Annotated in this window: 6 protein-coding genes; 5 read left to right on the top strand and 1 reads right to left on the bottom strand. The window is 40.1% G+C overall.

Annotated elements, in window-relative coordinates:
* A partial coding sequence (locus tag Q0X77_RS15060) for an alpha/beta hydrolase-fold protein (RefSeq protein WP_297798644.1) occupies nt 1–567 on the bottom strand: 567 nt, incomplete at its 3' end.
* A gap of 248 nt (nt 568–815) precedes the next feature.
* Between Q0X77_RS15060 and Q0X77_RS15055 the strand changes: the two genes are divergently transcribed.
* The 5 genes from Q0X77_RS15055 to Q0X77_RS15035 are packed head-to-tail and all read left to right on the top strand — an operon-like array spanning nt 816 to nt 5,703.
* Complete coding sequence (locus Q0X77_RS15055) at nt 816–1,238, top strand: VOC family protein (RefSeq protein ID WP_297798643.1); 423 nt, start codon at nt 816–818, stop codon at nt 1,236–1,238.
* 1 nt (nt 1,239) lies between these two features.
* Nucleotides 1,240–3,474: a CehA/McbA family metallohydrolase gene (locus Q0X77_RS15050; RefSeq protein ID WP_297798642.1), complete on the top strand. Its 2,235-nt coding sequence runs from the start codon at nt 1,240–1,242 to the stop codon at nt 3,472–3,474.
* A 50-nt stretch (nt 3,475–3,524) separates the two neighbouring features.
* Nucleotides 3,525–3,917 (top strand): group III truncated hemoglobin, encoded by a 393-nt coding sequence (locus Q0X77_RS15045; protein ID WP_297798641.1) that lies wholly within the window; start codon nt 3,525–3,527, stop codon nt 3,915–3,917.
* A gap of 20 nt (nt 3,918–3,937) precedes the next feature.
* Nucleotides 3,938–4,702: an alpha/beta hydrolase gene (locus Q0X77_RS15040; RefSeq protein WP_297798640.1), complete on the top strand. Its 765-nt coding sequence runs from the start codon at nt 3,938–3,940 to the stop codon at nt 4,700–4,702.
* 5 nt (nt 4,703–4,707) lie between these two features.
* Nucleotides 4,708–5,703, top strand: coding sequence for a sterol desaturase family protein (locus Q0X77_RS15035; RefSeq protein ID WP_297798639.1), 996 nt, complete (start codon nt 4,708–4,710; stop codon nt 5,701–5,703).
* Nucleotides 5,704–5,875 lie beyond the last annotated feature (172 nt).

Raw genomic sequence — 5,875 nt, 5'->3', positions numbered from 1 at the left:
TTTTTCGAGAGGCTCAAATGATCTGGTATGATCAAAGATCATTTTGGATATCCAGAGGCTGGGTGAAAAGATCATCAATTTACCAAATACCTCCGGGTGCGAGAGGCCGGCATAAAAACTAATTAAGCCGCCCATAGAACTTCCCCCAATACCGGTATGTTCAAAATCGGTTAGCGTTCTGTACTGTTTGTTGACATACGGAATAAGTTTCTTGAGCATAAACTCGATATAAAACTTGCCTTTCCCCTTGCCAAACTTCGGGTGTTTATATGGAAGGTATTCAATAATCCGTTCCTCTTCACCGTGGTCTATCGCAATAATTATTATATCGCTGAATCCTTTTTCCGCAAGCTTGGCCATTGACTTATCCACAGCCCAGTCGCCAAAAGGGGCTAGTGGATTGAATAGATTCTGACCGTCCTGCAGGTAAAGAACGGGGTAGTGTTTATCGGTTTTATAATAATCGTAAGGTAAAAGTGCGGATATTTTTCTGGTAGCGTTTAATTGGGGAATCTCGTAGGCTTCTTCTACAACTTCAATGATAGGCTGAAAGTCGGTCATCGTCATAAAGTGTCTATTAAAAAGCGAAAATACGCCAATAAGATATTAAATATCAGCATCTTTTTGTGAATATATCAACAATGAGATGGGGATTAGTTAATTCACTAACCGGGAAAGAAATTTTGGTCAAAATATAACCTTGGTTTTGTGATATATTACTCTTAATGCCAAATCCATGGATGCGGCAACAAAAAGACGATGATGCAAATTCTACAGGAAGTCAAAAATTAATCCTTTTTGTGTAACTTGATAAAATGAATGAGTATGAAGAATTTGAGATTCGTTTTTTGGATCATGTGGCTATCCGTGTTGCGGATATTGAGGTTTCTGCCAAATGGTATGAGGATGTTCTTGGACTTCAGAAATATCAATTAAAAGAATGGGGGTCATTCCCGGTTTTTATGCTGGCCAACAAAAGTGGACTTGCCTTATTCCCCGCAAATAAAAATGACGACCCAATAGATCAGAAATCCAAAAACGTCGGTATAGATCACTTTGCCTTCAATGTTACTAAGGAGAATTTTGAAAAGGCGAAAATGAGATATAAGGCAATGAATTTGGAATTTACCATTCAGGACCATCACTATTTTATTTCTATTTATACCAAAGACCCGGACGGGCATACTGTTGAACTTACCACATTGATAGCAGACGAAAATTCATTTTATAAGCCTTAAGATGAAAACAGCTTTAATTATCCTCTTCCTGGTAATTTCTTTAAGTTCCGAAACACGCGCATATGCTCATGATGGACATTCTGATCCTGTTTTACAGGAAATTAATGACTATCTGATGGCCATACAACTTATGAGGATAAAGGACGCCGCTGCTGCAAACATTTTTAAAACCTGGCATGAACTTAGGACTGAATCCTGGGAGATACGTAATCTTACGGATGAGCAAAATTTGTTGATTTCCTCAGGCGAGGTAATGAAACAAATCAGCAAGGCCAGGGCTAAACAAAAGCAGTTGCTAAATGAATGCCGTACGTACTTTGCCAAACTAATTAAACAAGAACCTGCAGTGCTTTTTACTATTGGCAAATCTATCACAAGTAGTTGGGCAGCTCCTCTTTTTGAAGTTCAACAAGGGCACTTCAAAGTTCTTTTGGTTGAAGTAAAAAATAATAGAAATTCTAAAGTGGAACTCAGCATGAATAGCGACTATAGTGATGAGATCCTGTTTTGGAACAAACAATTTTCACTGGAAGCAAATGCCTCCAGGTATACCTTTGTAGTATTGTCTCCACTAAGGGAGGCCATATTAACAAGCACCCTGAGCATCAAGGATGAATCTGGTGATGCTGCCGATGCCCTTCTCAAGGTTAAAGGAATTCCCATGTATGAAGCGCCATTTGCGCTTATTCCAGATAGTATTCCTACCCATGTTATTGTACCAGGGTATGATGGTCGTCCAATTGATAAAGTTTCTGATTTTTCTGAATCTATCAATTTTTCAGTCACCGATAAAGAGAGTGGAAAACCGCTGGCGGCAAGGGTAGAAGTGAGTGACATGGAGGGGAACCATTTTTGGACTCCAATCAAAGGACCTTCCTATGCAGTAACAAGAAATATGGAATGGGGTTGGCGTACAACGCTTTGGGAATATCAGCCTGGTCCTTACTTTTATTTACAAGGTCGGGCCCAACTAGGTGTCAACCCAGTGGGCAAAATAGCGCATATCTATCATGGATTTGAATATATCCCTGCTAAGGTGGATGTACCCGAGCAAGGTAATGTGGATGTCGCTTTGGAGCGATGGATCAATATGCCTGATCTTGGATGGTACTCGGGGCAAACACACATTCATACCACAGATATAGGTATTCCTGTTCAATTCAGTAAATTCTGGCCTTTGATTTCACAGGCAGAGGACCTGCATGTCTCCTCCATATTAACTCTTAAAGGAGAGTGGCAAACACATGCTATTTATGCAAATGAATTCCCGATGGGAAAAAGGCAGGCCTTTAGTACCGCTGAACATCTTATTACCTATGGCGAAGAGTTTCGCAACAATCCATATGGGCATCTTGCCTTTATCGGACTTAAATCCTTAATTCAACCTATTAGTACGGGTGCATTAGGTGAATTAGGCGGCCCGGACTACCCACCTAATTCCGATATTTTGGAAGAAGCGGTCGCTCAGGGTGCTACTACCATTGCGGCTCATTTTGGTAATTTCACCGAAGGCGTTGATCAGATAAAAACGGGTTGGCCTTCTACCGGTTTTGAGATGCCTGTGGATATCGCTTTGGGGAATGTACATATGGCTGAGATTGCAGGTAATGGTGGACAAATGAAAGTCTGGTATGACATCCTGAATTGTGGCTTTACTATTCCGGCAACCGCCGGGCCCGATTGGGCAATTAAAGATACCCCCCGAGTCTACGTCAACCTGGAGAATGAAGAATTTACGTTGGATAATTGGAGGAGGAACCTGCAAAATGGTAAAAGTTTTATAACCACCGGCCCCATGTTATTTTTTAAAGTGAATGACAAGCTCCCTGGAAGTTCTTTGAATGCCGAAAATGGCCCTGTTCAATTTATGGTAGAAGCCGCCGCACTGACGCCTGAAGGCAAAATTCCAGTTGAAATAATTTATAATGGCGAGGTGATTTTAACTGCTACAGATGTTTCCCGTCAGATTAGCCTTGAAGATTCTGGTTGGATCGCCGCGCGCTGTAAAGGAGCGCATACGAATCCAATCTATATCAATTTTGAGGGCAGACCATCCGGGTATGCTGAACCGGCTAAAAAATTTATTGCGGTAATTGATCGTCTGACCGATTGGGTTAAGACTAAAGCTTTATTTTACAATGAAAATCAAAAAGAAGAAGTTCTTGAGGTAATTGGTAACGGACGAGCAGTTTACGAAAATATAATTCAAAGGGCTGAGAGATTAAACAGAAGGTAACAATTGTTCTGCGGAGGGTAACATCAAAGTCTATTTAGATTATTAAATAAATGAAAGACATAGAAAACCGTAAAGACATAGAGCAATTAGTAAATGCGTTTTATGCCAAGGTGCTTAAAGACGAAAAAATAGGCTTCTTCTTCAACGAAATAGCGCAAATAGACTGGGAAAAGCATTTTCCCATTATGTATGACTTCTGGGAAACCATATTATTTGATACTATGAAGTACAAAGGCAATCCGATGACGAAACATATCGTGCTCAGTAAAAAGGAACCGTTGACTTCGGCTCATTTTGAAAGATGGTTGGTACTGTGGAATAATACGGTTGATGAGCATTTTGCCGGGGAACGGGCTTCCGAGGCAATAAAAAGGGCCAAAATGATAGCAGATCTGATGAAATTTAAAACTGCCAATGGTGATGCTTTTAGAAAACATCCTTAGACACAAACCCTCCAAAGTATATGGAAGAAAATATAAAAGATAGAGTAGAACATGGATACGCCATCTCCCAAGGGGTGAAAATTCACTTTGCTGCATTAGGTTCTAAAGAGAACCCCCTCATAGTTTTCATCCATGGATTCCCTGATTTCTGGTATTCCTGGAAAGACATCATGGATAACTTCTCAAAGGAGTATTTTGTTATAGCCATTGACCAAAGAGGTTATAATCTTTCCGACAAGCCGAAAGGAGAAAAATACTATAATATGAATTATTTAGTGGGTGATGTTCTCTCTGTGATCACTCATTTAGGCTTTAAAAAATCAATTATCGTAGGCCATGACTGGGGTGGTTCCGTTGCCTGGGCACTTGCAATGATGAGGCCTCAGGTCGTTGATAGGCTTATACTACTAAACTCACCCCATCCCAGAGGGATAAGACATACTGCTGAGAAACTTGTATCCATGTTGGGCGATAATGTAAATAAGAATGCATACCTGGAGGCCTTTGACCGCTCAGATTTTGAAGCCATGCTACACTACTACAGGCAAAATTATCCCCGGGAACCTTATGCATTGGATTCTTCCGCTTTAACTAAGGTTAGAGTCCCAGTATTAGTTATTCATGGACTTGATGATAAGTATCTTCTTGCAGGAGCTCTTAACCATACCTGGGAATGGGTGGAAAAGGATCTCACCCTGGTTACCATTCCGGGGGCCGGGCATTTTGTGCATCACGATAAGCCAGAACTGGTAAACAGGACCATTAAGATGTGGTTGAACCGCTAATGTTTATGGAAATTTTAGAGACGCTTTTTAATGAGTTTATTAGTTTTCTTGGAATTACCAGGGCACTGGAGCTTTTAGAAGCTGGAGATTACAAGGCCTTCAGAACCTATGATGGTATTGTTTCGTTAATTGCTCCTATTATTCCGCTACTGGTAATTCTTGAATTAATTTTGGGGCTTATCTACAAAAATCCACAGGCCAAGGTATATAAAGTTAACTTCCTCATATACATTTTTAACAGGTTTGTGGGCCGGTTTATAGCCATAGCCATGGTTGCCTTTTGTATTGGTCTTTTTCAGCACCTCGCTCCTTTTCAAACCAGTTTTACCTGGTATTGGTTTATCTACGCCTATATTGTCTGGGAGTTTGGACATTTTCTGTATCATTACTGGGGGCACAAAGTACGACTGTTCTGGTGTTTGCATTCTACCCATCATGCCCCTGAAAATATGAATCTAACCGTTACTTATGCCCACTTCTTTTTAGAAGCACCCTACGCCGATACTATTCGTACCACCGTTTGTATTTTACTAGGTGTGCATCCAGAACTGTTGTTTTTAATCATGTTTATAGACGGAACCTATGGGGCATTTATCCATGTGGGGGAGAACCTGTTAAAAGATGGAAGGCTTGGCTTTTTACATAAGATTATCCTGACACCTTCCCACCATAGGGTGCACCATGCGCGTAACCCACTTTATATGGATACCAATTTTTGTAATCTCCTGAATATTTGGGATCGGGTTTTTGGAACCTATCAGGATGAAGATAGTACCATAAAAGTTGAATACGGCATTACCCGAAAGATGGATTCCGGGAACTTTCTTGATGTTTACTTTGGAGAAATTGTGGCCTTATTCAAAGATGTATACAAAGCTCCCGGTTTAAAAAATAAATTATTATATATGCTTATGCCTCCGGGCTGGGACCATAAAGGTGATCACAAAACTGCCAGGTTGATTCGCGACAGGTACCTGATGTCAGGAGAAATAAAGGATTAGAAACTAAATTAAACCTAAAAAATCTTTTTAATAATTAATAAATATTAAATATCCAACTACATATTTTCGTAAAATTTCATAACACTTACTTAACCAAATCGTAAAACTCAGATTACGGAAAAGGCCAAATTTAATCTTAACCTTTGTGTATACTGATTTTCATGACATGAAA

Source organism: uncultured Eudoraea sp., from assembly GCF_947258925.1.
GTDB lineage: Bacteria > Bacteroidota > Bacteroidia > Flavobacteriales > Flavobacteriaceae > Eudoraea.
The sequence above is the reverse complement of the archived record's forward strand: the minus strand, read 5'-3'. Positions and strand labels throughout refer to the sequence as shown.